25 protein-coding genes are annotated in these 26,202 nt (G+C 35.6%); 6 read left to right on the top strand and 19 right to left on the bottom strand.

Features of this window, described 5'->3' with window-relative positions; translation table 11 throughout:
- Positions 1-314 precede the first annotated feature (314 nt).
- The 3 genes from ABC382_RS17640 to ABC382_RS17630 all read right to left on the bottom strand — a co-directional run bounded on the left by ABC382_RS17640 (position 315) and on the right by ABC382_RS17630 (position 4,476).
- Positions 315-2,675, bottom strand: coding sequence for a bifunctional 2',3'-cyclic-nucleotide 2'-phosphodiesterase/3'-nucleotidase (locus ABC382_RS17640; RefSeq protein WP_322610592.1), 2,361 nt, complete (start codon positions 2,673-2,675; stop codon positions 315-317).
- 303 nt (positions 2,676-2,978) lie between these two features.
- Positions 2,979-3,605 carry an FMN-dependent NADH-azoreductase gene (locus tag ABC382_RS17635; protein ID WP_274794713.1) on the bottom strand — a complete coding sequence of 209 codons (627 nt, stop codon included), beginning with the start codon at positions 3,603-3,605 and terminating at the stop codon, positions 2,979-2,981.
- 163 nt (positions 3,606-3,768) lie between these two features.
- Positions 3,769-4,476, bottom strand: a complete 708-nt coding sequence (locus ABC382_RS17630) for a DsbA family oxidoreductase (protein ID WP_274794714.1) — start codon at positions 4,474-4,476, stop codon at positions 3,769-3,771.
- 123 nt (positions 4,477-4,599) lie between these two features.
- Here ABC382_RS17630 and ABC382_RS17625 point away from each other — a divergent pair, with 123 nt between their 5' ends.
- Positions 4,600-5,979, top strand: a complete 1,380-nt coding sequence (locus ABC382_RS17625) for an FAD-dependent oxidoreductase (RefSeq protein ID WP_274794715.1) — start codon at positions 4,600-4,602, stop codon at positions 5,977-5,979.
- 36 nt (positions 5,980-6,015) lie between these two features.
- On the opposite strand, the gene ABC382_RS17620 is transcribed toward ABC382_RS17625, so the two are convergent.
- On the bottom strand, positions 6,016-6,942 hold the full coding sequence (locus tag ABC382_RS17620) for a manganese-dependent inorganic pyrophosphatase (RefSeq protein WP_274794716.1): 927 nt from the start codon (positions 6,940-6,942) through the stop codon (positions 6,016-6,018).
- Between the two features lie 521 nt (positions 6,943-7,463).
- Between ABC382_RS17620 and ABC382_RS17615 the strand changes: the two genes are divergently transcribed.
- Entirely contained in the window at positions 7,464-8,267 is an 804-nt protein-coding gene (locus tag ABC382_RS17615; protein WP_274794717.1) for a GNAT family N-acetyltransferase, read from the top strand.
- 108 nt (positions 8,268-8,375) lie between these two features.
- On the opposite strand, the gene ABC382_RS17610 is transcribed toward ABC382_RS17615, so the two are convergent.
- Together ABC382_RS17610 and ABC382_RS17605 are read right to left on the bottom strand one after the other, a co-directional pair.
- Positions 8,376-9,242 (bottom strand): MurR/RpiR family transcriptional regulator, encoded by an 867-nt coding sequence (locus ABC382_RS17610; protein WP_274794718.1) that lies wholly within the window; start codon positions 9,240-9,242, stop codon positions 8,376-8,378.
- Between the two features lie 316 nt (positions 9,243-9,558).
- Positions 9,559-10,788: an MFS transporter gene (locus ABC382_RS17605; protein WP_274794719.1), complete on the bottom strand. Its 1,230-nt coding sequence runs from the start codon at positions 10,786-10,788 to the stop codon at positions 9,559-9,561.
- A 204-nt stretch (positions 10,789-10,992) separates the two neighbouring features.
- Between ABC382_RS17605 and thrC the strand changes: the two genes are divergently transcribed.
- From thrC to ABC382_RS17590, 3 genes are all read left to right on the top strand, one after another.
- Positions 10,993-12,045 (top strand): threonine synthase, encoded by a 1,053-nt coding sequence (thrC, locus tag ABC382_RS17600; RefSeq protein ID WP_274794720.1) that lies wholly within the window; start codon positions 10,993-10,995, stop codon positions 12,043-12,045.
- Positions 12,042-12,938, top strand: a complete 897-nt coding sequence (gene thrB, locus ABC382_RS17595; RefSeq protein ID WP_274794721.1) for a homoserine kinase — start codon at positions 12,042-12,044, stop codon at positions 12,936-12,938. Before thrC ends, thrB begins: the two co-directional genes overlap by 4 nt.
- 132 nt (positions 12,939-13,070) lie before the next feature.
- A complete protein-coding gene (locus tag ABC382_RS17590; RefSeq protein WP_312506976.1) occupies positions 13,071-13,757 on the top strand; it encodes a 2-hydroxy-3-keto-5-methylthiopentenyl-1-phosphate phosphatase in 687 nt (228 codons plus the stop codon).
- Between the two features lie 57 nt (positions 13,758-13,814).
- On the opposite strand, the gene zupT is transcribed toward ABC382_RS17590, so the two are convergent.
- From zupT to ABC382_RS17550, 8 genes are all read right to left on the bottom strand, one after another.
- Positions 13,815-14,624 (bottom strand): zinc transporter ZupT, encoded by an 810-nt coding sequence (gene zupT / locus ABC382_RS17585; RefSeq protein WP_274794723.1) that lies wholly within the window; start codon positions 14,622-14,624, stop codon positions 13,815-13,817.
- 164 nt (positions 14,625-14,788) lie between these two features.
- Positions 14,789-15,397 (bottom strand): phosphatase PAP2 family protein, encoded by a 609-nt coding sequence (locus ABC382_RS17580; RefSeq protein ID WP_274794724.1) that lies wholly within the window; start codon positions 15,395-15,397, stop codon positions 14,789-14,791.
- 85 nt (positions 15,398-15,482) lie between these two features.
- The gene (locus tag ABC382_RS17575; protein WP_322610591.1) at positions 15,483-15,614 is read right to left on the bottom strand and encodes a hypothetical protein; all 132 of its coding nucleotides are present in this window, start codon (positions 15,612-15,614) and stop codon (positions 15,483-15,485) included.
- 39 nt (positions 15,615-15,653) lie between these two features.
- Positions 15,654-16,553: a hypothetical protein gene (locus ABC382_RS17570; protein ID WP_312506978.1), complete on the bottom strand. Its 900-nt coding sequence runs from the start codon at positions 16,551-16,553 to the stop codon at positions 15,654-15,656.
- A gap of 420 nt (positions 16,554-16,973) precedes the next feature.
- A complete protein-coding gene (locus ABC382_RS17565; protein WP_274794728.1) occupies positions 16,974-17,594 on the bottom strand; it encodes a response regulator transcription factor in 621 nt (206 codons plus the stop codon).
- Entirely contained in the window at positions 17,569-19,872 is a 2,304-nt protein-coding gene (locus ABC382_RS17560) for a sensor histidine kinase (protein WP_412927000.1), read from the bottom strand. The genes ABC382_RS17565 and ABC382_RS17560 overlap by 26 nt, the downstream gene beginning before the upstream one ends.
- On the bottom strand, positions 19,863-20,021 hold the full coding sequence (comX, locus tag ABC382_RS17555; RefSeq protein ID WP_274794730.1) for a competence pheromone ComX: 159 nt from the start codon (positions 20,019-20,021) through the stop codon (positions 19,863-19,865). Before comX ends, ABC382_RS17560 begins: the two co-directional genes overlap by 10 nt.
- Before the next feature lie 12 nt (positions 20,022-20,033).
- On the bottom strand, positions 20,034-20,936 hold the full coding sequence (locus ABC382_RS17550; RefSeq protein ID WP_312506980.1) for a polyprenyl synthetase family protein: 903 nt from the start codon (positions 20,934-20,936) through the stop codon (positions 20,034-20,036).
- A gap of 350 nt (positions 20,937-21,286) precedes the next feature.
- Between ABC382_RS17550 and ABC382_RS17545 the strand changes: the two genes are divergently transcribed.
- Positions 21,287-21,823: a hypothetical protein gene (locus tag ABC382_RS17545; RefSeq protein ID WP_274794733.1), complete on the top strand. Its 537-nt coding sequence runs from the start codon at positions 21,287-21,289 to the stop codon at positions 21,821-21,823.
- A gap of 93 nt (positions 21,824-21,916) precedes the next feature.
- Here ABC382_RS17545 and ABC382_RS17540 read toward each other — a convergent pair whose 3' ends face one another.
- From ABC382_RS17540 to ABC382_RS17520, 5 genes are all read right to left on the bottom strand, one after another.
- Complete coding sequence (locus tag ABC382_RS17540) at positions 21,917-22,231, bottom strand: antibiotic biosynthesis monooxygenase family protein (RefSeq protein ID WP_274794734.1); 315 nt, start codon at positions 22,229-22,231, stop codon at positions 21,917-21,919.
- Position 22,232: 1 nt separating this feature from the next.
- Positions 22,233-23,252, bottom strand: coding sequence for a siderophore ABC transporter substrate-binding protein (locus tag ABC382_RS17535; RefSeq protein ID WP_412926999.1), 1,020 nt, complete (start codon positions 23,250-23,252; stop codon positions 22,233-22,235).
- Positions 23,253-23,319: 67 nt separating this feature from the next.
- Complete coding sequence (locus ABC382_RS17530; protein WP_312506982.1) at positions 23,320-24,081, bottom strand: iron ABC transporter ATP-binding protein; 762 nt, start codon at positions 24,079-24,081, stop codon at positions 23,320-23,322.
- Positions 24,078-25,031, bottom strand: coding sequence for an iron chelate uptake ABC transporter family permease subunit (locus ABC382_RS17525; RefSeq protein WP_274794738.1), 954 nt, complete (start codon positions 25,029-25,031; stop codon positions 24,078-24,080). The genes ABC382_RS17530 and ABC382_RS17525 overlap by 4 nt, the downstream gene beginning before the upstream one ends.
- Positions 25,024-25,974, bottom strand: coding sequence for an ABC transporter permease (locus tag ABC382_RS17520; protein WP_412926998.1), 951 nt, complete (start codon positions 25,972-25,974; stop codon positions 25,024-25,026). Before ABC382_RS17520 ends, ABC382_RS17525 begins: the two co-directional genes overlap by 8 nt.
- Positions 25,975-26,202 lie beyond the last annotated feature (228 nt).

Raw genomic sequence — 26,202 nt, 5'->3', positions numbered from 1 at the left:
CTGTTTATATTTCTATCATCTTTTTAATTGTTTTTGGCAGTATCGTTGGTCTAAAAATAACCATTCGCTGATTTTAACAGTACCTGCCAAGGTTGTTTCAAAACGTACTAATATACGCGGTGGCTCAAATAATACTGGGGCATATACCTCCTATTACGAATGGAGAGGTCTTGAACTAAAAGTGAACGGCTACGACTATGGTTAACTAGTTGAAGGCGATAGCGGAATGTTAACCTATCAAGGCACACGGTATCAAACTTTATTAGACATAAAAAGGAGAGTAACGAATAATTCGTACTCTCCTTTGCTTTACATTATTTAATTAAATATTTAGCAAAGCCTGATTCTGTATCTCCTAAAAATTCAATACCACTATCTGCAGGAATAAACTTTTGTGCGTCTTTTGCAGTTTGGTATATCACCTTTGTATTTGCCGGGAACGGTACAAATGACCAGTTATTATCCGCAGCAGGATTAATTGTTTTATTAGTCATAATATAATCAACAACAGCTTGACGATTTTCATAAGCATAGTTTGTTACATTGGAGCCGTCAGCATTTTTGAAAGTCGCCCCATATGAGCCACCAACACGGTAATTGTTTGTGATAATAATAAATTCTTGTTTTAAATCAATTGGCTTACCATTATATTGTACATTCTTAATACGATTTGCCTTTTCATCAGTAAGATTACCACGGCGATCATATTTAGCTGGTGATGTCACATCAATTTGATATGTTAAACCATCTAACACATCAAAATTATAAGAGCGTGCTTCTGAATCAATAATATTTTGTTCTTCTGTTTTATTCGGGTCAATTGTTGCAAAAATACCTGCAGCCATCTCTAGCCATTCAATCGCTTGAGCGCCTGTCACTTTAATAGTAGCAACAGTATTGTCATAGTGATAAATGTCGGCCATATTTTTAATAGCAAGTGGCCCTACAGGAATGTTTGTATAATCCAATGGGTTATTTCGAGATCCTGCTTTGAAAGGTGCACCAGCTGAAAGAATTGGTGTCTTTTCATCAGCAGTGCCCTTTAACTCTTGTTCAATAAACCATTTTTGAGCTTGTGTTACGATTTGAATAGAAGGATCATCTTGTACCATTGAGAAATAACTATGGATTGGCGCAGTTGTTTCTCCAACAGGCTGACGGATGTATGTTAATGTGCCTTCATGTGCTTCTTTTATAGCATCCAACACGGTTGTCGATGGTTGTAAGCCTTCTTGCTTGATCGATTGTAATGAACCTTTGCCATCTACCACAACCCACTCTGAGCCTTTTTGTTCCAATTTTAGATCAATGACACCAAGATGGCTACCATAGCTACCTGCCATTACAGTAGGAACACCATGAATTGTACCCTTTTCTTGATTAACATCTTTCAAATCCTTATAGTCACCAGGGAATGTTAAATGAGAGTGCCCTGTAATTAAAGCGTCGATGCCTTCGATTTCTGCAAGTTGGTAACCAACATTTTCAGCACCTTTTACATAAGTGTCCTCTCCAATACCTGAATGTGAAAGAACAACAATGATATCTGCTCCAGCCTTTTGCATTTCTGGTACTACCTCTTTAACTGCTTCGACTGGTTCTTGCATTTCAACTTTACCTGCTAAATGAATGGCATCCCATTCAACAATTTTGGTTGGGACAATGCCTGTTACACCAACTTTAAGCGTATGCTTCTTGCCTGTACTATCAACCACTTCTTTATCTAGAATAACATAAGGTGTATACATGCGTTCTTTTGTTTTTGCATCATAAGTATTAGCATTCACTACAGGATATTTTGCATCATTTAATACTTCATCTAAAAAGTCTAGACCATAGTTAAATTCATGGTTTCCTAATGTTCCACCATCATATTTCAATGCGTTAAGTGCTGCTATAGCTGGATGAATTTCACCCGGCTTTAAGACACTTTCTAATGCTTTATAAGAGCCAAGTGGTGTACCTTGAATTAAATCTCCATTATCGAATAGTAATGTGTTTGGATTTTTAGCGCGTGCTTGTTCAATTAATGTAGCTGTATTCGCTAAACCAACCTCAGATGACGGTGCATCAAGATAGTAATTGTAATTAGCTAAATTGGTATGGATATCTGTCGTTCCTAAAATTTGAAGGTCTACTGACACGCCAGTTGAAGGTGCTTTGTATTCTGCTACAAAGCGCTCTACAATACTCTCCATTTGCTCTTTCGTTACAAAATCGCGAGGGCGAATAGTATTATCCTCAAATGCTTGCAAAATATTTGCAGCGACAGCATTAGCTAAGTCTTGTTTATATGCCTCTGCTATTTGATCTGCATCCTTAAATTGCTCTAAAACAGAGAGGGAAGCGTTTTCACTAACTAGTCCACGAGCGGATATAACAAATGCTTGTTGACGAGTTAATTGATCGTCTGGACCAAATGTAGTAGCTGTTTTACCTTTAATAAGCTTTAATTGTACGGCCTTTTCTACATAGGGTGCTAAATCTTTAGAGACATCGGTAAATGGAAGAGAAGATCCATCTCCTAGCTCTACATCTAAACTTTTTACTAATTCTTTTACATAATCTGCACGTGTTACATCATTGGAAGCAGCATCAGCAGAGAGCCCAAATGGTATAAACGCGAATAGAACTAGTAACATCGCAAAGAAATTAGCTATTAATTTCTTGTTCATACAACAACCTCCTTAATAATCAAGTATTTTCCTACAAATCCTATTATATTAAACTAACTCTATTTTTTACTGAATAAAAAGTCCTAAATATATGTATTTTTAAAAGAATGGGTATTTACTTTTCTCCGAAATAATAGATTACTATCATTTTTATTTTTATAGTCACAATAGGATGTTAGTAAATGTAAATTCTAAATAATGAATTAATATCAATATGTCCGACCTCCATACCACACCATACATCTATTCACAAAATAAAAAAGTCCTCTCTAAAATGAGAGGACTTTTATTAAAAAATATTTTTTATGCATTTACAGTTTGTAGTGATTGCGCTACTTTTTTCACTTCTTCTAGGCCATTTGCAATAATTTCTTGTGCTTTATCTGGTGAAGCATTGTGACCTTCAATTATTACTTCTTCGATAATTTCCATACCGAATACGCCACCGACAACATTTTTAATGTAGTTTACTGACATTTCCATTGGTTGTGCTTCTGGTAATGAATAGTAGCCACCACGAGCGTTTAAAACAATCGCTTTTTTATCAGTCATTAAGCTAATTAATTCACCATTTTCGCCATATTTGAATGTGTATCCAGCTTGATATACATAATCGATAAATGTTTGTAATGGTGCTGGAATTGTTAAGTTCCAAAGTGGGAATGCAAATACAACTAAATCAGCAGCAGTTAATGCATCCATTGCTTTTTGTTTAGCAGCTAAAAGACGCGATTCGATGTCTGTTAACTCTCCACCATTTTGTACTTTACCGAATGCATTGAAAAGGTCTTGTCCAAAATAAGGCATATCCTCTGCAAATACGTCAAAAGTTGTAACGTTTACACCTTGTACATTTTCCATGAATGTATCATACATTTTTGTTGAAATACCGTCTGGACGGTTATTAGCTTTTACTACTAAAACGTTCATTATATAAATTCTCCCCTAAATTTCATGTTTTGATATCTCGAATTCAAGATATGTGTTTATCTTAAAAAATTTCACCTAAAAAGTCAATGTTCCTTCCCTCAGACTTTAGACTGAAATATTATGTTACGATTTTTTCGGTATTATAAGAGGTATTTAAACCCTCTTAAAAATTACAGCTATCATCTGTACATACACCAGTATCCCCTGAACCAGCCATCTTTAGCTTTGGTTGTAAGCCCTCTTCCTCGGCTACTTTACGCAAGGTTTCTTCGAATACCTCCTGTGGCTGTGCCCCTGAAATACCATATTTGCGGTTTAAAACAAAGAATGGTACCCCGCGAACGCCAAGCTGTAGACCCTCTTGAATATCCGCTTCCACTTCATTTTTATAATCATCATTTGCAATAACCTTAGCAACCTCATCACGTTGTAATCCAACCTGCTCAGCAATTTCTAATAAAACAGCTTCTTGACCTATGCGCTTTCCTTCAATAAAGTGACTGTGTAAAAGCGTCTCCACTAGTGCCGTAACATCTCCCTGTTGCTCAGCCCATTTTACAAGTCGATGTGCTTTTAGCGTATTCTCTTCCATCAAATTGCTAAAATCATAGTTTAAGCCTACTTCTTTCGCTCGTTCCGTTACGCCAAGTGTCATTTCTTTAGCCTTCTCTATAGACATTCCGTATTTCTTCGCTAAGGATTCATAAACAGTAGTATTCGAATCCACTGGAGTAGTAGGGTCTAGTTGATAACTTTTATAGACTAGTTCCACTTGCCCGCCATAGCCAGTATCTTCAATTGCCTTTTCTAATTGCTTTTTACCTATATAACAAAATGGACATACATAATCAGACCAAATTTCAATTTTCATTAAACTCACTCCTTTTGCTACATTGTAGCGGCAGAGCAAATCCCAAGGCAATATTTATGCTTCATTGCATAAATTTTCAAGCCTATCTACATACTGAAGTTAAAAACAATGTGAGGTTTATCTATGACACAATCTCTTTGGCTCGCTACTGCCGAGTCAGTATCACTCTCTTCACTTACTTCCTCTGTAACTTGTGATGTCTGTATTATCGGAGGAGGATTGACTGGTTTATATACAGCCTACACCTTAGCAAAAGCTGGTGTCGATGTGGTTCTACTTGAGGCAAATACCCATTTTGGACACGGTACAACTGGCCATTCCACAGGGAAATTAACAGCGCAGCACAGCATCGTGTATGCTAATCTTTTAGAAAAACTATCGGTCGAAGAAGCACAGCTCTACTATCAGCTTAATCAACAAGCCATCGATCAAGCCAGACAAATACTTCCGGAAAATAGTGTGCGGCAAGTAGATTCGCTATTATATTGTCAATCGAAAGAAGGGTATGCACAATTATTAAAAGAGTGGAATGCTTATAAGGTTTTAAATATTAAGTCAAAAATTACTTCTGACACTGAGCTACCCTTCCCTATTACAAAAGCCTTATGTATGTCACAACAGGCACAAATAAATCCTTTAGAGGTTAGTAATTTTCTTGCAAAAGAGGCACAGGCTATGGGCGCAAGACTATATTCAAATACCCGTGTACAGCAATTAAACATACCACAAAATAACTTACATACCGAAAAAAACATCTCGGTTCAATATAACAAGCTTATTTTGTGCTCGCATTATCCAATTGAGGCATTTAGAGGACTACACCTTTTCAAATTGTCTAATAGTCGTTCATACATGGTTGCTAGTAAGGTTTCAGAGACGATGCAAGGACAATATTTATCAGTTGACTTCCCTTCTCGTTCTATCCGAACAGCTACTATTAACAACGAACATTACTTAGTACTTGGCGGAGCGAATCATATTGCTGGGGAGACCGTAAATACAGAGCCTTATTATGAAGCAATATCCAATGAAATGAAGGAGCATTTTGAGCAGCAACCACTCTATCGATGGTCTGCTCAGGATATTGAAACACCAGATATTGTACCTTATGTAGGTAGAATAACAAACTCCTTGCCAAATGTGCTCATTGCCACTGGCTACCGAAAATGGGGTATATCAAATTCCTTTGTCGCTGGGGACATCCTATCCTCCCTTATTACCGGTGCAAGAAGTGAGGATGGAGCCATTGCCCTTTATTCACCATCACGTACAAAATTCGGTGCGCAATTCATGCAGATGCTCAAAGTAGGAGGTTTTGTCGCAAAGGAATATATAGCTGGTTATATGAAGAATGTCACAGCTCCGACCTGCACACATTTAGGTTGTAAAACGAAATGGAATGAAGCGGATGAAACATGGGACTGCCCATGCCACGGTTCTCGTTTTAATGCAAAAGGAGAGGTGCTAGAGGGCCCAGCAGTACAACCATTAAAACTAGATTAAAAAAAGAGGCTGTCTTTATAGACAACCTCTTTTATATTATTTTAAAGCTTCTGTTAATACAGGTACAATTTGTTTTTTACGAGACACAACACCCGGTAATACAACACGATTGTTGATAAGCTCAGCACCGAATCCTTTTGCAGCCACTTCAGCTACTTGTCCAATGGCAACAGCTGTTGAATCGTTATTTAAAATGTCAGTAACAACGAAGAAGAATAGATCTAAGCCGTTTTCTGCAACATTTTTATTTAATAAGATTTCTAACTCCTCTTGGCGATTAAGGACATCGTTAATATCAACTGCATTGACTTGAGCCACAACAGATTTGTACTCGCCAAATTGGAATTCTTTCGCATCTAATGATAATAGGTCTTCTAAAGATTTATCAGATAAATCAGCACCTGCTTTCAGCATCGCTAATCCATATTCTGCAGCATCCACCCCTGCAATTTGAGCTAGTTCCTCACCAGCTTTAACATCTTGTTCTGTGCAAGTTGGTGATTTAAAAAGTAATGTATCAGAAACGATTGCTGATAACATTAAACCAGCGATGTTTGCAGGTATTGCAACACCGTTTTCTTTGAAAATTTTGTTTAGAATTGTAGCCGTACAGCCGACAGGTTCAGCGCGATAATATAATGGATCAGCTGTTTGGAAGTTGGCAATACGGTGATGGTCGATTACTTCTGTAATTTGTACTTCTTCGATACCGTCTGCAGATTGCTGGAACTCATTGTGGTCAACAAGAATTACTTTGTCCGCTTCCCCTACTACAGATGTGATTAAACGAGGTGCCTCAAAACCAAATTTGTCTAATGCAAACTGAGTTTCATTATTAACATCTCCAAGACGCACTGCCTCAGCTTCCTCACCAATTTGTTGTTTTAAATAGGCATATACAATAGCAGATGTGATTGTGTCTGTATCTGGATTTTTATGTCCAAAAACTAATACTTTACTCATTGAATCAATTCCTCCTAAAATAGCACTTACATTTGTATTTTATTTTATCATACTTTATAGCCTTATAAGCGATAAAGTCAAACTTTGAATCCATTAATGACTCTGCAAAATAAGGGTCCAAATTCCCCAAAGCCGGTGTCCTATCTTGGACAGTTGTTTACTATCTGATCTCTCAAAAACTCTCTCAAAACCGGTACAATTTGTCTCAGACTACAATCGTTCTGTCTAAAATTTACTATAGAAAAATAATCCTAAACGTTTAAAAACTTACTTTTCGAATAGGATAGATAGATTATAACCCCCTTGACCTGTAATGTACAATTCAAAGGCGATTAAATCCTCTTATACTATTATCTATTTTTACCAGCCTTTTTTTAACATTCAATAGTAAAAATATATCTTTTTTTTAAAATATATAGTTTACATAGATATTTAGTTGTGTTTTCATATTTAAGTCATCATAATTTTATGCTATCATCAGATAGTCTATATTATTGGATATTCAGGAAATGGGGATTACGATGACAAAGAAGATGGAAAAAAAGTACATTCCTTTAGCAAACTATTTTGAAGTAGCTTTACAACAAGAAATCACTTTATCCTTTAGTGAGTTAGAAAACATTATGGGACAAGCACTACCAAACGCCGCCTACTTAAATAAAAGCTGGTGGAAAAAAACGAAGCCCCCTCTCTCACATTATTTATCATGGACAAATGCAGGTTATTATGTCATTGATGTTAAATTAGGTACTAGTGTCACTTTCTCTCGCACTCAAATGAAGACTACTGAAAACAATACTGCTAACAATGAGGAAAACCCTTCAGCATACATAATTAGAGGGATTGAAGCATCCGATGCTCGTTCATTCATTCATTTACAAGAGGAGATTTTCCAACAAACTGACTTCATGTATAATGTTCAAAATGAGCTAGACCTAACTGTTCAACAACTTCGTAAAAATTTAGCCTATTGGAAGCAACTAAAAAATCGTACAATTCTACTTTGTGTTTTAAATGGGATATTTGCAGGCTATGCTGTCGTACATGGGTATAAACAATCAAAAGTGAGACATGTTGCCTCTATTCGTTTAGCTGTGAAGGAAGAACATCAACAAAAGGGCATTGGCTCAGCACTAATGAAGGCTGTTGAAAATTGGTCTAAACAACGTGATATTTCTCGTTTAGAATTAACGGTTATGGAGCATAACAATGTGGCTCTACATCTTTTTACAAAGCTAGGATTCCAACAAGAAGGCATTCGACAAAATGCTATTAAATTAAATAATACTTATGTTAACGAATATTGCTTAAGTAAAATTCTATAATTCACTTTTCCTAGATGTCTAAATCATATTTGGACATCTTTTTTTAGTTTCTCAAAAAAATACGCATAGACTTGTGTGTTGTTACACACCATCTATGCGTTGTCTCCCTTAAAAAACCTGTTTCTCTCTAACAGCATCTAAAAACAGTACATTATTTTCCACTTGCTCATAGGATTGCTGATATTTTTCATACTGCCCCTTGTCCTGACTTATCATTTCCTCTATCAGTGCATGCAAGAAAGAAAATAACACAGGAGCGATGTCTAGCGAAGAATGATTTTTTGTGCCAAGAGCAAATAATGCACTAGCATATTCCCGAATAGGCGAAAATGCAGAACCTGTAATGGCAATAATCTTCACCTTTTTTATCTTGGCAATTTCAATAATTGTCTTAATATCTTTCATTTGTTTATCAAAAGATAGCACAATTAAAGTCGTATGTTCGCCCATGCTATTCATTTGATTAACTAGCTCCTCCGAGTCCAAACGAAGTTGCTTAATATTTGTACGTAACGTTTTTAATGTGTTTGAAAGCCAATTCGCCACAGATGCATGATGACAGGTACCTAGAATATAAATATTATCTGCTTCATGCATCCATTTTGAACTTTTTTGAATTTGTTGCTCGTTAATTAGCTGAATTGTTTCTTGAATATGTTGGCTATCTCGATGCATAATCTTACCAAAGTTAGAATTGGTCAGCTTTTTAGCAATATATGTAGGCTGTAGGTTAGTTCCTACACTTTGAGACATGATATCATTTCTTATTTCCTCTTGAAGTTCTACATACCCTGATAATTCCATGGCATAACAAAAACGAATCACTGTAGATTCACTTACATTAGCAAGTCTGCCAACCTCTGCAGCCCCATTAGCAATAACAGTAGTGGGATTATCCATTACAAATTGCGCTACTTTGCGTTGACCCTTTGACAGCCTTACAAACCTTTTCTTTATATCCTCATGAATACTCATTCCTAACAACCTTTCTTTCAATGACCTTATCACGAATGGGAGATTGTTTCCTACTGGCTCAAAATTCGATTAAAAATACAGTATCACGATTACAATTTGAATACAATGACTTTTCTGAAAAATCTTTATCGCATTAACCTGCTAATATAGCAATTTAGTTTATAATTTAACTTTTTTATTGATTTGTCATTTTAACAAATAATTTAGTTAAATTAAATAAAAATTAATAAATACTCATTTTTACTTCTTAAACTAGCGAATAAAGACAAAAATGTCCTGGATCCATTATTCAGATCCAGAACATTCAATTTCATGTCTATTCTAATTCAAGTTGCTTCGTTTCTTTCCCAAGGAAGATAACACCCACAACGCCAATAATGATTGCTCCACAGAAGATAGCAAAGATGAAACCTATGTCATACCCTGCTGTTAATAGAAAACCAACAAGCAATGGACCAAAAATACCACCTATTCTCCCTACTGCTGCCGCCATTCCCGCACCTGTTCCACGAATAATAGAAGGATACTGCTCCGGTGTATAAGCGTATAATGCTCCCCAAGCTCCTAAGTTAAAGAAAGATAAAAACATACCCGAAGTTAACAGCATGGCAAGAGTATCTGCATTCCCAAAAATTAATGCACTCACAGCGGTACCAATTAGATAAGAAACAAGGACAAATTTGCGTCCAAATTTTTCTATAAACCAAGCTGCTGTAAAGTATCCTGGTAATTGAGCTAATGTCATGATCAAAACATATTTAAAGCTTGTAATCATATCAAAGCCCTTTCCAACCATTACACTTGGAAGCCATAAAAACATACCATAATAGGAGAATACAACTGTAAACCATAAAATCCACAGCATCAATGTCGATTTAGCATACTTCTTCGACCAAACTTCTTTCATATTTTGGCTAATGCTTCTTTTTTTAGATTCTTCCTTCACAGTAAATTGAGGTGAATCAGGCAGATGCCAACGAAGATAAATAGCATAAAATGCTGGAAGCGCTGTTAGTATCAATGCCACTCGCCACCCCCATGTAGGAATGACAAAATACGAAATAAGCGCTGCAATTAACCATCCTGCTGCCCAAAAACTTTCTAGTAAAACAACTACTCGCCCTCTTTCTTTTGCTGCTACACTTTCAGATACTAATGTAGAGGCAACGGGCAATTCTCCACCTAGACCCATCCCAACTAAAAAGCGCAAAATTAAAAATGCAGTTAATGACGTAGTAAAAGCAGACAAACCACTTGCAACAGAAAAGAGAACAAGTGTCCACATAAAAATTTGTTTCCGTCCTACTTTATCAGCAAATACCCCAAAAAAGAGAGCCCCTACTGCCATCCCGATTGAATTAATACTACCAATCCAGCCAGATTGACTTGGTGTAAGTCCCCAATCTGCTGCTAACGCTGCAATGACGAAAGATAATATACCAACGTCCATTGCATCGAAGAGCCACCCTACCCCTGCAACACCCAAAAGCTTATTTCTTGAAATGGGTTGTTGAGGTCTATTTGTTACGGCTGTATTTATTGTCATCCTAATCACCTGTCTTTACACTTGACTTTACATTACAAGATTACTATACAGTTGTTTCAAGAAAGTGACAAGTAAAATTCAAATTACCGAATTGTTTCGACAATTAACGAAATGCTATTGAAATAATAGTGCAATTTGCGTTAAAATGTCTTTTATACAAAAACAACTGTTCTTTCTATAAGAACAAAAGGAGATCGTAACGTTATGTGGAAAGGCCTTATTGAAGAATATAAACAATTTTTACCCGTAACTGAAAATACACCCGCTTTAACTTTAAACGAAGGCAATACGCCTCTTATACATTTAGTGAATTTATCAAAGAAACTAGGTATTGAGCTTTATGGAAAAATTGAAGGTGCAAACCCGACTGGATCATTTAAAGACCGAGGAATGGTGTTTGCAGTTGCAAAAGCTATTGAGGACGGAAGTCAATGTGTTATTTGCGCTTCTACAGGAAACACTTCGGCTGCTGCCGCTGCATATGCAACACGTGCTGGTATTCAATCAATCGTTGTCATCCCTAAAGGGAAAGTTGCTCTTGGTAAACTAGCACAAGCAACCATGTATGGTGCAAAAATCATTGAAATAGATGGTAACTTTGATGATGCTCTTAATATCGTTCGCCAGGTGAGTGAAACAACTCCTGTTGCACTTGTAAATTCGGTAAATCCATATCGTATTGAGGGTCAAAAAACAGCATCCTTTGAAATTGTAGATGCCTTAGGTTCAGCACCAGATTATTTGTGTATTCCAGTTGGGAACGCAGGGAATATTACAGCATACTGGAAAGGCTTTAAAGAATATCATGCTGCAAAAGATTGTGGTCTACCAAAAATGTATGGCTTTGAGGCTGAAGGTGCCGCAGCAATCGTCAAAGGCGAACCGATTGCAAACCCAGAGACAGTAGCAACAGCCATTCGAATAGGTAATCCGGCTAGTTGGAAATTGGCAGAAGCAGCTCGCGATGAATCTGGTGGTATGATTGATTCGGTTACAGATGAAGAAATTGTAGCTGCCTATAAATTAATTGCAAGTACAGAAGGTATTTTTGTTGAGCCAGGTTCAGCTGCTTCTTTAGCAGGTGTTATTAAGTCCGTAGAAAGTGGAAAAATTCCACTGGGCGCTAAAGTTGTAACGATCTTTACAGGTAACGGGCTAAAAGATCCTGATACTGCAATGAATGTTTCTTCTGTCGAAGTTGTATCCCTCAAAAATGATGAAGAAGAAATTCGTGCATATATTGAGGGTGTACTATGAGTAAAACGTGGCAAATCTCAGTTCCTGGAAGCACAGCCAACTTAGGTCCCGGCTTTGATTCAATAGGACTCGGCTTGTCTCTTTACTTAAAACTTACCGTGACTTTACAAGATCATTGGGATATTATTCATCTTGATGATAATGGTCCTAAAGAGTTTGAGCTAGAAGAACACTTACTATACGTCATTGCTAAAAAAATCGCCCAACAATACGGTCAACAACTACCTGCTTGTCGTGTTGAAATGGCTAGTGAACTCCCGTTAGCACGTGGTCTCGGAAGTAGTGCAGCTGTTATTGTTGCGGGTATTGAGCTTGCTAACCAAGTATGTGAGCTTGATTTAACTACTCAAGATAAACTCAATCTATCCTCACAAATTGAGGGGCATCCAGATAACGCAACCGCTTCTGTTTTAGGGGGATTAACCATATCCTCTATGGACGATAACGGCCTAGTCGATACATTTCATATTAATGATATCGATGCATCCTTTGTTGTATATGTACCAGATGTTGAACTAAAAACGAGTGAGTCCCGTTCTGTTTTACCAGAACAATTGAATCGATCCTATACAGTCCGTGCTTCTGCAAATGCGAATATGTTAGCAGCTTCCTTAATGGCACGGGACTTCGAGCGTGCTGGTCGTTATATGGAAGCAGACTTATTCCATGAACCGTTTCGCGCAAAGCTTATTCCTGCGTATGCAGAAATTCGTACAGCTGCAAAAGCTAATGGTGCCTATGGAACAGCATTAAGCGGAGCGGGTCCAACAATGATTTCAATCATTCCCTCGGCTATTGCCTCTGACTTCGTTCATTTAATGAAAGAGCAATTCCCTGAACATCAGGTTATTTTGACAAAAGCCGATGAACATGGTGTACAAGTTAATAGATAATTGGAAGAAACGTCTACTATAATAGTAGGCGTTTTTTCTTGAAAGGAAGTATGGTTAAAACTAATATTATAGAAGTATAAGGTTAGACATTTATAGATTACTAGGAACTTATGTTTCTAAGGAGGAACTATCTTGCAACCAATAATATTCTGTGATTTCGATGGCACGATAACAGAAACTGATAATATCTTTTCACTTATGACTGAATTTGTACCCGAGGAATCTGAGAAAATTGCCAAAGCTATGATGGAGCAAACAATTTCCTTTAAAGATGGGCTTTCAGCTATGTTTCGTTTACTTTCTACTCAACAAAAGGATGATGTAATACAGTACCTTATGAATTCTGCGGTCATCCGTGAAGGCTTTGGCGAATTTGTTCGCTATGCCCAAGACAACAATATTCCATTTTATATTGTAAGTGGTGGGGTTGATTTTTTCATTAAACCTTTAGTTGAGAAATATGGGCCGTTTTCAGGTATTTACTGTAATAAAGCAGATTTTTCTGGTGATCAGATAGAGCTGATTTATCCAAATAGCTGTGACGAGGCATGTACTAAATTTAGCACGCAAGGTTGCGGCTGCTGCAAGCCTAGCGTTATGCGGAAGGTTGCTACAGAAGATCATTATAAAATTGTGATTGGTGATTCTTTATCTGATTTCGAGGCAGCCAAACTAGCCGATATAGTCCTTGCTAGAGACCACCTTATCCAGCGCTGTGAGGAGCTTCATGTTCCTTATAAACCTTTTACTACTTTCCATGATTGTTTACACATTGTCCAAGAACTTCTGGATTCAACAAACACTGTTCCCACTATTTAATGTGAGAATAAACAAGAGAGCCACTTTTACTAAGATGGCTCTCTTGTTTTCTACTTATTATGCTAATAACACTAAGCTAATGGCCATGACCGCCATTCCCCCTACTAAACCATACATCGACAAATGTGTTTCATCGTATCTTTGCGCTGCGGGTAATAATTCATCTAATGAAATAAAGACCATTATTCCAGCAACACCTGCAAAGACGATACCAAACATTACATCCGTTAAAAATGGCATAAGAAGCAAAAATGCTACTAATGCACCGACAGGCTCTGCTAATCCTGATAAAAAGGATAATTTAAAAGCCTTTCGACGATTACCCGTTGCAAAGAAAATTGGAACGGATACAGCAATGCCCTCTGGAATATTATGAATGGCTACCGCAATGGCAATGGCAATCCCAACATTCGGGTCATTAATAGCTGACATAAATGTGGCGATTCCCTCTGGGAAATTATGAATGCCAATAGCGAGAGCAGTAAATATCCCCATCTTCATCAAATGATCTTCATTGACCTTTGGTTTAATCGCATTCACATCTTCAACTAGCTTTACTTCATGAGGATTAGTCGCTTTAGGAATAAATTTATCGATCAAAGCAATAAATAACATCCCCCCAAAAAAACCGAGGATTGTCATCCAATAGCCATTTGTTGTGCCTAATGCATTGGTTAAAGCATCTTTAGCTTTAACAAAAATCTCTACTAGGGAAACATAGATCATGACCCCTGCTGAAAAACCTAATGCTAATGATAAAAATTTTGTATTTGTACGTGATGTAAAAAATGCTATTAAACTACCTACACCCGTTGCAAGCCCGGCAAAAAGAGTCAATCCCAATGCCAGTAAAACATTTCCGTCCATTCCCTTCTTCCTTTTCTCTTTTTCTTATTGTACTCATCTTAACGTAGAAGTTTCCTATACGCAATTCTTTTTTATAAGGTGAATATCATTCTTTACTAAGGCCCAATAGAACATAAAAAAGCAGTATCAATTCACACAAATATTGAATGATACTGCTTACATGTTTATTTATGATTCAATTGAAAGTTTCGTTTACGACGTTCATACCAAATGACACAGATGACAAACCATGTATAGCCCATACACCACCCAGCAAGCACATCTGTAGCAAAATGCCGGGCTCCAGCAATACGTGATAGTCCGATAAGTATCATAAGTATAATTGCTGCAAGCCATAAAAGGATTTTCCGGCTCTTACTATTATTTTCAGCTAAAAGATAAGCAGTTGTGAACAAGTACAAAATACCTGTCATAGCATGTCCAGATGGAAAGCTAAAGGATGTCAGTTGATCCTCCAGTTCTGGTCGTGGTCGTTGAACCCATTTCTTTAGTAATTGATTTAATACGTTGCCCGCAGCAAACGTTAACACAACAAATAGCATACCTCGATAATTTTTTACCTTCCATGCTAAATAAACGATTAACACTACTGCCACAATCACAACAAATTTGGGCTCCCCTATATAATGAAAGAACTCGATAAACCGATTACCTAAAAAAATATCTGCCACTTTCGCATCAAATGTATTCATAAACGGTTTTTGATAAGTTGCTCTTAAAACAATAAAGATAACTAATGTTAAAATTGCTAATGGATAAGCCCATTTTTTCATACTTTCACCTCTAAAACATTTATGCTATGTTCTTCACATCATAACACAAATACGTTCTTCCTAAGTGAAAATATAGGCTTTCGCATTAAGAAAGGTTTATATTCTTGTATTCTTGATAAATCATGATTGATTCTTCATCTGGTCTGTGAAAATAATCGGAAACTGCTAAGGCAACAATAAATAAAATGGCTACTATAGGTAGTATTTTTCTAAACATCCTAAACACTCCCTTATCCTTTTATTGTTCCAACTTTGGTTACTTGATTAATACCGGATCAAACAGCCAATCTGTAGGACCAAAGTTTGGATCTTTCTCTCCTCTTACTTCTCGAGAAATACCATTTTTTATAATAGCTTCTCTAAATCTTTTACTAAACAATGTCTTTCTATAAAGATATAATCCATCATGACTAAACTCAGCTGAGTAGAACACATCACCTTTTAAATCCTTTAAATCCTCATGATGATAAGTATCAGGGCCAGTGATTACTCCATTTAAACCACAGCTACATGGAGGCTGTTCAGTGGCAAAGTATAATTTCACTCTGTCCTTGCTACTTTCAGGTAGCATTTGTCTAGGAATGATTTGATAAGCTGGTTGTTTTCCTTCTTCAGGTCCTTGATGGATAACTTCCAAAAGCTCGTAGCCTTCTAGATTTTCCTTTTTCATTAATGATACCAGTTCCTCAGAGGCTACCCAATAACCATTTACATGGACCAAATGTCTATCCTTCATCTGCGTTGTATCAATTACTATTGGTGATAACTGCTCTTTATCCATAAGACCGCAACATTTACAATGGGTACTTAAAGAGAAGAGTGTCCCTTTGTCTTCTAAAAACATTTCTGGAGAATTCCCTGTTGAATTTAAAGTAAATAAAGGTGCCCTTTCATATTCGATATCTGAAAATTCAAAATAAAAACGTTCTCCTATTGACACAATACCAAATTCACGTTCTAAAGATTCATACAACGCTGTAACCTTCTCGTATGTTACATCTTCGTTGAGTGTAAAAATGGGATTAAACTTTGTTTTTAAATTTCTTTTTCTAATTTCAGGCGCACCAATAGCAATACCATGACGATTATAAACGTTAATAACTTGATCTTCACTAGTTTCATCTATGGAAAACAAATTTTCAAGTTCTACTTTCACAATACACGCCTACCTTTATAAAGTTTTATGGTGAAGTATATTGACTAGCTAGTAACATTCTACAATCTACTAACGTTACTTTATTCATAGATAGTCAGGCTGCTTTATTAATAAAATCATTTGTATATTACTTACTATAGCAAATCTACTTAACCACGGTTAAATTAAGCGTACCAGTTGTTATACCGTATTTTCAACTTCGGGTTTACGCCAATTTTTTGGCGTGATTCAGGTCAATTTTTGGCGTGATTTGGCGGATATAGAAAAACACCGCCACTTTTTTGGCGGTGTTTTCCTTATACTATAGGCTATTTTACATAGAATTTTGGATTTATTTTACTAAGTTAAGAGTTGGTTATTTATTTTCAATAAGTACCCTCTTTATTGAAAAATATACCAACAGTATAGCATAGTACGAAATTAGAGTAAATTCATTCTTTCAGCAAGATTCACAGCTTCTGTTCGTGAATCTACATTTAACAAAGAAAAAAGTTGAGTTAAATATCTCTCTGTTGTGCGCTGTGGAATATTGAGTTCAATAGCAATGGCTTTATTCGTATGCCCCTCCGCTATTAGTCTTAATATTTTCTTTTCTTTTTCATTTAAATGAATATCTTTAGCATCCTGCAGTTTAAATTTATCATCCAGAAAATCTAAGAAGTTTTTAGGTAAAACAATTTCACCATTTGCAATCGCTCTTACTGTTCTTAAAATTTGCTCCTTAGAGGCAGTTTTAGCTAAAATTCCTTCTATTTTTCTTTCTAAAATGAGTGGATAATAATCCGTGATATCATCTCCTGTATAGAGAATAACGGAAGCATTTGACTGAATGGCTTTAATATTACGAGCTAAGTTAATTCCATTTTCTAAAGGCATATTGATATCGATTAAATAGATATCATATGGCTTATTATTTATTCTTTGAATGACACAGGTAGCATCACTTTCAGTATCAATAATAATATCTTCATTGTCTTGAAATAAATTTTTAGTTCCTTCTAACACTATAGGGTGATCATCCACTATGAGCATCGTAATCATGTGTTTCACTCCCTTCTATCACAATTATTCTAATAGCCATTCCTCTGTTGACGTTTGAGTCAATATAAAATTGTCCATTAAATGCTTTCACACGCTCCTGCATACCTCGAATACCCATCGACTCTGCTACAATTATATCCTCCACGTTACATCCTACACCATCATCTATATATACAATTTCAAAGCCATCATTCTTTTCTTTTAAATGAATCTCAACTGAAGTTGCATAAGAGTGTTTTAAAGCATTATTCAGTAGCTCTTGAAACAATCGATAGATCATTAAATTCATACGCTCATCCTCTAAATAGAGACGATCAATCGTATAAATTAACAAAAAGTTAGCCCTCTCCTGAACTTTTCTTATTAATTTTTCCAATGCTGCGTTTAAACCTAGTGTGTCTAGTAACGGCGGCTTTAGATTTTCACAATAGGTACGTAATTCATGTAGAGAGGTAATCATTTGTTTATGAATCTCTGCCAGCTTTTCTTGCATATTCGTTGTATCTTTTGCATTAACTAGGACATCCACCTCTCGGGCTATATGGAGTTGTTCCTGTAAATTGGTGTCATGCAACTCTTGGGCTAGCAAATACTTTTCTTCTTCGAATCTCATCCATAATAGCTTATTCAGCCATGGTAATTGACCATCGTCAGCTTGCTTCATATGCTTTAGTTCCTCTAATAGTTCTTCTACCATCTTTGTATTTTCAATAAAATTATTTACATACAATAGGAGTAACTCAAGCCATAAAAGCTCTTCATCTTTTAAATGAATCGTATTATTATGCCCTAGCACTAAAGCTCTCTTATATCGTGCATCCTGATGAAGAAAGGCTACATAAACCTTGTCAACCTTTCTTATTTCTCCTAACCTTATTTCTTCCATTGTATCAGGATGGATCGTGAAATTTTCCTCAGCAACTGTCATGAATTCATTTGTTTCATAGTTATATGTTAGGACAAAAACATCTTCCAGCTCAAGGTGCATAGAAACCTCATAAGCAAATTTTTCTAAGAGCTCGTCAATTTTAATGGTCTTACCGATTTTATCCACAGCAGTATATAGTTGATGAATATAATCGCCCTTCGTCGAAAATAGTATCTTCCGTTTTCGATAATCGACCTTTTCTTTTATATAAAAAAGGATAACTAATGAGGAAAATGTAAAGAAAGCAACCCCTGATACAGCAGTCATTGTTAAATACTGACCAGCAATAAAATAAAGTCCCACAGTAAACCATACTGTAAAGATTAAAGAAAAAATAACGTAATAACGTAATCTTGTAATATGGTACTCAATATCAAATAACCTTTCTGCTAATTGTGTAAAGATAAAGCTAAAAGGGATAAGCAATAGAAATAATGAGCTAATCTCAGATGAAAGAATGTACGTATGAAAAAGTACTTTTGGGAGTGCATATAAAAATAGGAACGGTAGAAACGGTATTAAAATACTATTTAAGAAAATTTTCAACTGAGGTGAGCTATATTTGAAATAGCTTATTAATAAAATACTAAGGATAATCACAAGGAGAATTAGAAACATAGCTAATACAATATTTGAAAGAATATCGTTAGCAGTAGGGTAAATAGTGCCCATTAACCCTAGTATAAAAGCGAATATAGGAAGTATATAAAAGAGCCTGATATTATTGGTAAACATCCAATTTGTTTTCACAAATGAATAATAATTTCTTAAAAAATGTAATAAGACGACTAAACATAACAGCATACTACTACGATTTACAATAATTCCAATAGCATCTAACCTGCCAGAGACACCGCTACTTACATATGCTAATGAAACAGATAATACAAAAAGAATAAGTAAGTCTACTAACTTTGAATTCCTTTGTTTAAATTGTAAGTAGAACGCAACAAATAACGTTAGTAAATAATAACAAGCTGGTATGATTAATACATAGATAAACTGCTGAGGGATGTCCAAATGCTTAATATGTATATTAATTAAATCTCCATTGGGCTTCATTATGGTTAAATCATTGGCAGATAGTATTCTAGATTTATACCTTAGCTGATCAAAAGAGTCAATTGGACGCTTATCTACAGTTAAAATGGCATCGCCAATGGATAAATTTTGCCTATTAGCCCAGTCTTTATAATACAGTCTTGTTACTAGCCACTTTCCATCTTCTTTTTCTACCTCTATTTCAATATACGGCGCGCTATAATTCACATAATTTAAATACAGACCTATAATTAAATAGAGAATTATAGCAGGCCAAAACAATTTATTACGCAATGTTTTTAGTTCCAAATTTCACTTTCTGCATTCATATCACCGTTAAACGATTCTAAAATTGCTTTTTGTTCTGTAGATGAGACACCAATTAATGCGGCTTTTTGTTCCTTTAATAGTGCAACTAGGCTAGGATTTTGCTCTAAATACTGGATTACATTAATCATTTTAATCTCTCCTCATCTCAATAGTTTTTCTAGATACTCTCTACCTAGGTTATTTAAAGCTACATTTTCTAGATAATTCAGCGCTTTAAACTTGTAAATATTCTTTATCGTAATGGCATAACGTATTGCCCCACCATTTGTCAACTCGTTTTCTGTTGCTTTATTATCCAAAACTGTAACTATATCATCATTATAATAGCTGGCAACAGAATTTGAAACATCATTTTTCTTTGATAAGAGATAAATAATAGGCAAGGAGTATCTTTTATTTAGCAGGTCATTTTTAGGGCCCCATACTTTCAAACTTTGAATGTCATTTTTAATTTGTTGGATAATACCTATGTATTTCCCGTATTCCTCTACTTCTTTCGTAACTTCCCCCTTTGCAAGCACCTCGCCTATTAAACAACCCATCGCTGTTAAAGAGCCCGATTTCTGAGTAATCATTTGGACATAAGATTCCTCATCACGACAAATATTAAGTAAGTCTAATTGTTGACCACTAATGCTCATTAAGGCGTATTTCTCAAGTAGTCTTATAGCAGCGCTTTTATGCTCAAATGACGTTTCATTTATTGCTTTAGAGGCCATGATCAGCATTGCTAGGGCAACATTTAATGATAGCTCAGGTGTATTGTTCCAAATATAGTCTGAATCCTTATCTTGCAGATCATCGATAATATCAAAAGACAATATTAAAAGTTCAATTGCTGCAGCTACTTTATAGATATCTTCATTTATGCCATCCGAAAATGCTTCATAATGCAAAAAACATAACTTACCAAAAGAAAAACCTACGGCAGTTTTCTCTTCTAGAAAACTTTTTAACAGCAATTTAAGCTCATCACCAAGTAATGTTTCGTTTTCTATAAGAATGTCCAATGATTCATGAATACGTTCATCAAAACCGTTCAATAGTCCTCTCTCCCCTCCCGTTTATTACTAGATATTATATATATTAGTGGCAAATAATACTAGACAAAACAATTTTAAATACATTTAATACCATCAAATCCCACAAAAAGGTTATGTCCGCCAAAAAGTGGCGTTATTTACATAAAGCACGCCATTTTTTTGTTAATTAATGCTAAAAAAATGGCGGTGGAGAACCATGTCCCGCCATTAAAGTGGCGTAAACTCACCATTGAAATGGCGTTCTGATAGATGTTACGCTTATATTAATAAGATTTTGATAGATATAAAGTCAGAATCGATGTGAATAAATTGATACATATAAATTCTTTTGCACTGGGAGTGATTTAAAAATGAAAAATGGATTAAACGAATCGCTTTTAATACTTACGGCTACTTTTTCATGTAATATCTCTGTCTCAGCTGAAGAAATTACAATTAAACAGCCTACAACTGATCAACTACAGATTGAGCAAATAATTATTCAATCTGAGTTAAAAGCTTATCAAGAAACGTTAGCAACCTATAAAAACATTTCAACCTTTTCATGCCTTATTAGTGACACCCCTGGATTTGAGGATTGTTTCCAACAAAAAAGAGATCAGTATATGGAGCAGTACGGCATTATAAGAATATCGGATGAGAGCTTATCTAGTATGCCATCCATTCATCCATTTCCTTTTGGATTAAATATTGAATCTCCTTCTATTTATGTAACGCCACAATACACCATCATTAATGCTAGAGGACTAGAAACGAAGAAGACTATTCAAGAGTTGGATGGGCTCAATAATGCCAACATCTCAGGATTATCCATTAACGAAAGCTCTATTTCCTTTAATTTGGATTCAACATTTAGCGGATGGAGAAAAACATCGATCAAACATTAAAGTACAATTAACTAAGCAGTCATAATAATTGTGCTGACTGCTTTATATATAACAAAAAAGGTGTCTCAATTTACTTGAGACACCTTTAACGTATTAACCTTTTACGTAATAAACTTCTTGTCCGCTTTCAATGACGTATTCAGGTTTCGGTTTACCTGCGTTTGCCTTATGACCCGCAATGTGCTCGGGACTCTTTTCCCAGTTTTTCCATGCTTCTTCTGATTCCCAGCGAACCATAATTAGCACTTCTTCATCACCACGGCGAACTTTTTTTACAAGCACCTGCTTATCAATATAACCAGGTTGTTGTTCAAGTAATGACGGACCATCAGGTTTAGCGCCAAAACGTTCCACAACCTTATCCGAATTCCCTTCCGTTACAACGATACGTTTAATTTGTACAAACATATTAGTTAAACGCCTTTAATACATCATCAATTTTTTGTGTTTCAGATTGTAAGCCGCCACCTGATAGATACCAAATTTCTGGGTCTAGGTAGAATACTTTGCCGTTTTTCACAGCGTTTGTTGCACTAACGATTTCGTTTTCAATCGCAGCTTTTGTACCTGATTCACCATTTTCATTTACAACAGCGTCACGGTCAACTACAAATAAAATATCAGGATTTGTATCACGCACATATTCAAATGATGCGTTTGCACCATGTGTAGAAGCTTCAATTTTTTCATCAGCAGCTTTCACACCAAATACATCATGAATCACACCGAAACGTGAACCAGAGCCATAGGCTGATAAAGCACCTTCACTACCTAAAACAATTAATGCTTTCTCTTCTGAGGCAGTTGCTTTAGCTTTTACTTCTTCTACTTTTGCTTCATATGCAGCAATCGCATCTGCTGCTTCTTTTTCTTTACCAAAGATTTTACCAGCTAATTCTGTATTAGCTTCAAATGATTCTAAGAATTTTTTGTTATCTACACCAATATAGACTGTAGGCGCAATTTTAGATAATTCAGCGTAAGCAGCTGATGCACGACCAGAGATGAAAATAATGTCTGGGTTAATTTCAGATAGTTTTTCATAGTCAGGCTCAAATAAAGTACCAGCATTTACATAAGCGCTATCTTTAAATTTGCTTAAATATGATGGTAATGAATCTTGTACCACCGCAGTAGGCTTAACACCTAAAGCATCTAATGTATCTAGGAAACCATTATCAAAAACAACTACTTTTTCCGGCATCTTATCAAGTGTTACATCTTCAAATGTAGTCTTACCATCTTTTCCTTCAATTGTGCTACCTGGAATTGTTATTGGATATGCAGAAGAATCACTATTTTGCTCCTCTGCTGGTTTATCAGTTGAAGTACCTTTATCTTCTTCTTTTGCTTCGTCTTTTGAACCGCAAGCAGCTAATACTAATAACATCATTGCCATTAATACCGTAAGTAATTTCCATTTTTTCATTATGATATTTCTCCTTTAATTAATTTATTTGATAGTATTTTGATGGTTCGTCCATCTGTAACTATTTTCACGAATTAAAATAAACACAAATTCGACAGCCATTCTGTTCTTGAACAGGGATATCCATATCATAGATTTCCTTTAAAGCATGGGAGTTAATAATATCGTTTGTAGGACCATTTTTAACTACGCGTCCATCTTTTAATGCAACAATATGATCAGAGTATACAGAGGCAAAATTTATATCATGTAAAACAATAACCACCGTTTTCCCTAACTCATCAACAAGCTTTCGTAAAATCTTCATAATCTGTACGGAATGCTTCATATCTAAATTATTTAATGGTTCGTCAAGTAATATATATTCTGTATCCTGTGCAATTACCATTGCGATAAAAGCACGCTGACGTTGACCACCCGAAAGCTCATCTAAATAATTATGTTGAATCTCCTCTAAATTCATATAACGAATAGCTTCGTCAACTTTTTCCTCGTCTTCTGGTTTTAAGTTCCCTTTCGAATAAGGAAAACGGCCAAACGATACAAGTTCACGAATTGTTAGACGAACATTCATAAAGTTTGATTGCTTTAGGATCGATACCCGCTTCGCAAAATCATCTGATTTCCAGCGTCGTACATCTGCTTTATCGAGTAGTACTTCACCAGTATCTGCATTTAGTAAACGGCTCACCATTGAAAGTAGTGTAGACTTCCCTGCGCCATTCGGTCCAATAAATGAAGTGATTTTTCCTGAAACAATATCAACACTTACATCTTGAACGACAGGCTTTTTCCCAAAAAACTTTGTAATTTCTTTGACTTGAATCATCCTGCTGACCTACTTTCTTTTAATAATAAGTAGATGAAGTAGACCCCACCCACAAAATTAATAATGACGCTAAGTGTAGTACTGAAAGTAAATAGTCTTTCAACCATCCACTGTCCACCGACTAAAGCAATAATACTCATCACACAAGAACCAGCAATTAAGATGGAGTGCTTGTATGTTTTGAAATACTGATAAGATAAATTTGCTACGATTAAACCAAAGAATGTAATTGGCCCAACGAGTGCCGTTGATACAGCAATCAGGATGGAAGCTAAGATTAACATACGTTGAACCAACTTATCATAAGGTACGCCTAAGTTAATGGCTGTATCCCTTCCTAATGACATGACATCTAATTGGTTCATATGGCGCCAACCGTAAATAAACGTTAGTAAAATCACGACACCTGCTAGCCAAACTAAATCTGAGTTGACATTATTAAAGCTTGCAAACATTTTACTTTGTAAGCCTAAAAACTCATTTGGATCTATTAATACTTGGAAGAACGTTGTAATACTACCTAAAAACGTTCCGACAATCATACCCACAAGCAGTAAGAAATAAATTGGTCGCTTGCCTTCTTTAAACAATACTCTGTAAAAAATTAAAGCGAATATAATCATTGCTACAATAGCAAGTGAAAAATTGTAGTAAATATTAATTACCAATATCGACGTAGAGCCAAAGAAAAAGTAGATGAATGTTTGAATTAGCATGTATAGTGCATCTAATCCCATGACACTTGGCGTTAAAATACGGTTGTGTGTAATTGTTTGAAAAACGACAGTTGAATAGGCAATAGCTATACCTGTTAACGCCATCGCTACTACTTTTATGACACGACGTGGAAATGCATAATGGTAATTACCGTTTAACTCCCAAAATAAATATAGCAAAACAGCTATGACGGCAATACCTATTAAAATGAACATTCTTGTACGATTACGCATATGCTCTCCCCCTAAACAACATAAATAGGAAGATTGCACTTCCGATGACACCAACAGTCATACTAATTGGTATTTCATAAGGGAAAATCAAGACGCGTCCTAAAATATCGCAGAATAATAAGAATGACATACCAAGTAATGCTGTATGCGGCAATGTCTTTGCCAAATTATCACCTTTAAACAGTGAAATAATATTCGGAATGATCAAACCTAGGAATGGAATGACACCGACTGTTAACACCACTGTTGTAGAGATAAGAGCTACCAATACTAAGCCTAAGTTCACTACAAATTTGTAGGATAGACCAAGATTTTTAGCAAAATCCTCTCCCATTCCAGCCACTGTAAAACGGTTTGCGTAAATGTAAGCTAAAATCAGTACTGGTATACTTATGTATAACAGTTCATAACGGCCTTTCATGATTAATGAGAAATCTCCTTGTAACCATGCAGAAATGTTTTGGATAATATTCGCCTTGTACGCAAAGAACGTTGTAACAGAGGACAAAATATTTCCGTACATTAAGCCAATAAGCGGTATAAAAATCGCATCTTTAAACTTTATTCGATTTAATATTTGCATAAATAGTAATGTGCCGGCTAAAGCAAATATGAAAGCGAAGGAAATTTTTTGAAAATACGTGACGTTCGTAAAGAACATCATGGAAATCAAGACACCCAACCGAGTGGCATCTAACGTACCAGCTGTAGTTGGTGATACGAACTTATTCCTACTTAAGCTTTGCATAATTAAACCAGCAATACTCATACCTGCACCTGCTAGCAAAATTGCAACAAGTCTAGGTACTCGACTAATTAAAAATAGTCTTGTTTCTTCTGATTGGAAGTCTAATAGGTCACTAGGCTTTATATTAACTACTCCTATAAATAGCGACACAATAGACAACACAACAGTTGCTGTTAAAAGATATCTTATTTTCATAGTAATCCCCGGTAGATTTCATTTTTGTGTGTAACGCATTTATTCAATGAAAATGATTATCATTACTCACGATTCCCATTATAAGCATGATTTTATTATCAGTCAACCAACAATTGAGAATTATTCTCGTTTTATTGAGTATTAACTAAAAAACGTGTCTATTTAACGAAATATCAGTTATTTCGCTAATCTTTTCAACTAAAGCATTTCTCTATTTCTACATATTCT

It is taken from the genome of Lysinibacillus phoenicis (assembly GCF_047238325.1).
GTDB classification, from domain to species: Bacteria; Bacillota; Bacilli; order Bacillales_A; family Planococcaceae; genus Lysinibacillus; species Lysinibacillus irui.
This window is presented reverse-complemented; position numbering and strand designations above follow the sequence as displayed.